The sequence below is a fragment of the Hydrocoleum sp. CS-953 genome (assembly GCF_002260545.1).
Lineage (GTDB): Bacteria > Cyanobacteriota > Cyanobacteriia > Cyanobacteriales > Microcoleaceae > Trichodesmium.
Genome location: NZ_LGSU01000570.1, coordinates 1 through 3,681, shown reverse-complemented (window position 1 = coordinate 3,681; position 3,681 = coordinate 1). Strand labels below are relative to the sequence as shown.

General features: G+C 34.7%; 1 protein-coding gene and 3 pseudogenes. 1 reads left to right on the top strand and 3 read right to left on the bottom strand.

What is annotated here, in order from left to right; all coding sequences use genetic code 11:
• Window positions 1-351: 351 nt before the first annotated feature.
• From AFK68_RS06175 to AFK68_RS06165, 3 pseudogenes are all read right to left on the bottom strand, one after another.
• Window positions 352-886: pseudogene (locus tag AFK68_RS06175) on the bottom strand (cobaltochelatase subunit CobN); the annotation flags it as partial.
• Between the two features lies 1 nt (window position 887).
• Window positions 888-1,449 (bottom strand): annotated as a pseudogene (locus tag AFK68_RS06170) (cobaltochelatase subunit CobN); the annotation flags it as partial.
• A gap of 1 nt (window position 1,450) precedes the next feature.
• Window positions 1,451-2,702: pseudogene (locus AFK68_RS06165) on the bottom strand (cobaltochelatase subunit CobN); the annotation flags it as partial.
• Between the two features lie 314 nt (window positions 2,703-3,016).
• On the opposite strand from AFK68_RS06165, the gene AFK68_RS06160 reads away from it, so the two are divergent.
• Entirely contained in the window at window positions 3,017-3,508 is a 492-nt protein-coding gene (locus AFK68_RS06160; RefSeq protein WP_143437614.1) for a hypothetical protein, read from the top strand.
• The last annotated feature ends 173 nt before the right edge of the window (window positions 3,509-3,681 follow it).

Here is a 3,681-nt window from a genome sequence, read left to right as displayed (position 1 = left end):
TGTTTCTGTGGAAAATTTCTCCCTATTTTGCTGCGGAGGTGAGAGGAAGTCTGAGTCTTTTTCGGAATAGCAGGAGTTGGAAGTTACACTTTCTGTTTCTGTGGAAAATTTCTCCGTATTTTGCTGCGGAGGTGAAAGGAAGTCTGAGTCTTTTTCGGAATAGTAGGAGTCGGAAGTTACATCTTTTGTTTCTGTGGAAAATTTCTCCGTATTTTGCTGCGGAGGTGAAAGGAAGTCTGAGTCTTTTTCGGAATAGCAGGAGTTGGCAGTTACATCTTTTGTTTCTGTGGAAAATTTTTCCCTATTTTGCTGCGGAGGTGAGAGGAAGTCTGAGTCTTTTTCTAAAAATGATAAATCTTTATCTAAACCTTCTTTTTCTATGAGATTAATTATCCGCTCTCGAATCACAGATAACCGAGATGGGTCTAAATTTTGTGCCTCATAATATTCATCAATTAAAGTTTCTAATTCCTGCAAAGCTCCATAAATTTCAGCACGAGTCATCGGTGGAGTTAAATGATCGATAATTACAGCTTGAGACCTCCGTTTAGCTTGAGAACCTTCTCCTGGATCGTTAACAATAAAAGGATAAAAATGTGGCAAAGCACCAATAGCTATTTCTGGAAAACATTCTTGAGATAAACCGACACTTTTACCGGGCAACCATTCTAAATTTCCATGCTTTCCCACATGAATAATTGCATCTATTTTAAATTTTTCTCTCAACCAATAATAGAAAGCTAAATAATTAGGAGTCGGTTCTAAATCTGGAGCATGATAATTTAAACTAGGGTCAATATCGTAACCCCGCGAAGGTTGAATACCCACAAAAATATTTCCTAGTTGAATACCTGGAATTTTTCGGATCGGTTTTGAATAGAACGACNGCCGAAAACCGTACATCCGTGGCAGAATCTTCGTCGTTTTCTTTTTTATGATTATCTTTCTCAAATTCTGAAAAACTACTAGAAACATCTTTTTCTAAATATGAGGGAATTATCGTAGAATTAATCCATATATCCGAGGCAAAATCTGTGTTAGCTTTGTCACCGATATTTCCCCATCTCTGAATAATTTTTTCTCGTATAACTTCTGGCAAACTAGCAAAATATGTTTCAAATTCTGCCAAAGATAAAGACTGAAAAACAGAGCGTAATTCCTGAATTTCCAAATCATTTGTCACTCCAGAAGTCAGACGTTTAATTAACTCATCTCCCGTTGCCGGAATATTTTCCAAATAATAACCAGCTCCTGCTAAAGCTTGAAGAATTTCGACACAACTAGCAGGAGTATCTAACCCCACCCCATTAGCAAGACGACCGTCACGATTAGGATAATTTGCTAATATTAATGCGATGCGACGTTGAGATACTGGAGTTTGTCGTAACTTGATCCAATTAGTAGCTAATTCTGACACAAATTCAATCCTATCTTGAACTGAAAAATAACNCTTGAAGAATTTCGACACAACTAGCAGGAGTATCTAACCCCACCCCATTAGCAAGACGACCGTCACGATTAGGATAATTTGCTAATATTAATGCGATGCGACGTTGAGATACTGGAGTTTGTCGTAACTTGATCCAATTAGTAGCTAATTCTGACACAAATTCAATCCTATCTTGAACTGAAAAATAACTCACTACATCTGTTTCTATATCAGAATTCCAAACTTGAACAGCCTTAAAAGAAACTGCCCGACTAATAATATTTCCATCTACTTCCGGCAGTGCAATATTCATTGCAACATCCCGTGGCGAAAGACCTTGAAATTTACCTTCCCACTGCTCAAAATTTCCACCACTAAAAATTACTTGTAAAACTGGAATGTCTAAATTTTTTCCCTGCCTTAATAAAGGATGATTAGTATATTTTTCACTGGAAAAATATCCATCATTTACAACAGAGACAGCAAAACTGGTTGTGTTTAACAATAATTGAATAGCTTCAGCATTTTCAGGTTGAAAATATGCCAATATTTCTCCCTGTACTTCTACATCTCTAGGAGAAGAAACAAACACTGGAACAGGTTCTAAATTTTTTTCTATTAAAGCTTGACAAAGAGCATCTATCGGAGCAACATTTCCAGACAAATAATGAGCGCGATAAAATAATATTCCAACTTTTGCTTTTGTGCTTTTATCTTCTTTTTGCCAAGGATAAATTCCGACTCGCGACACTGATATAGGTGAGGCAAAATCATAACTTTTTTCCAGACAAATATTAGCGATAAACTTCAGACTATTAACAAAATTATCTACCCCACCTTCTATTAAATATTGCCAGAATTGATTAACTAGATAAATTGCCACATTAGAATGACTAATTAAATCTGGATCTGGGCGGTCATCTCCGGGAATTACTATTAGTTTTGCCCTATTTTTTTCTATCACTTCTAACAAAACTTCCAAACCATAAGACCAATAGGAACGCCCCCCTAAAAGTCGAACAATAATTACTTTTGCCTTAGATAAAATATCATTAGCATAAGTATCAATAGTTAACTGTTGTTGTAAATGAAGTAAATTAGCAACTCGCAGTTGTGGAAAATCAAAAGGTAACTTATTAACTGCTGCTGCTAATGTTTGAATATCCGTATCTGCCGCAGTTAAAAATATTATCGGTGCGGGAGTTTGTTCGATAAAAATTACCCCCTCTGTTTGAGGGTTCCAACCGCCAGGAGTAGCTGCTATTCGGTGCATATAATTTTATTGCTTAAAAATCCTAATGATTTTATCATAAACTTACCTTTTAATCCATTAAGATCTATAGTTATCAATAAATGCTTTTACTCCCGGAATTTTGTCTATGATTGCTGTAATATTCAATGTAATAGCAATTAAATTAATTTTTAAATTAGAGGTATAAATGATGCAAGTAAATTTGACTCATTGGAGAGTATTCTCTATAGTATTATCAGTATTTGTTGCAATGATCAGTGGTATGAGTGGTTATNATGATTGCTGTAATATTCAATGTAATAGCAATTAAATTAATTTTTAAATTAGAGGTATAAATGATGCAAGTAAATTTGACTCATTGGAGAGTATTCTCTATAGTATTATCAGTATTTGTTGCAATGATCAGTGGTATGAGTGGTTATCTATTTACAAAATCAAAACTATCTCAAACTCCATCCATACCAATGCAACTTCAGGAAAGTCGTTATCTGATATTTTTAACAGGTAAAGTTATTGAAAAACCTTGGAGTAAAACTACTGAGTCTTGGATAGCAGGAGATAGTAATTATTATGTCTTAGATGTAGGAGATTTAGAAATAGAAAAACGTTCTGCTGAAGAAGGTGTCATTCTGCGTGCTTCTGAGGCGATAACTTTTGAAAATTTTGCCGAATATGTCGGAGAAAAAGTGGAAGTAAAAGGAGAATATGTTGATAGTAAACCATATCAACCAAAAAGTACTTATGAGTCTTATCCAATGGGAATGGATGGTAAATCTTTACCTAGAGGAGCAGGATTTAAAGTTTATGAAATTAGGGTGTTATATTAATAAATATTAGTTGTTTTGTCACAATAAAAAATTTGCCACCTCTAGTCTTTCCCCTCCCCAAAGTCGGCAAAATTTCTACCTTTTCGACTCTACTATTTATCTGAAAGGAAAAAATTTGTCTACTTGAATTCTTTCTCTAGGAAAAAGTCAGAGAAAATTTTTACCTTTTCGAC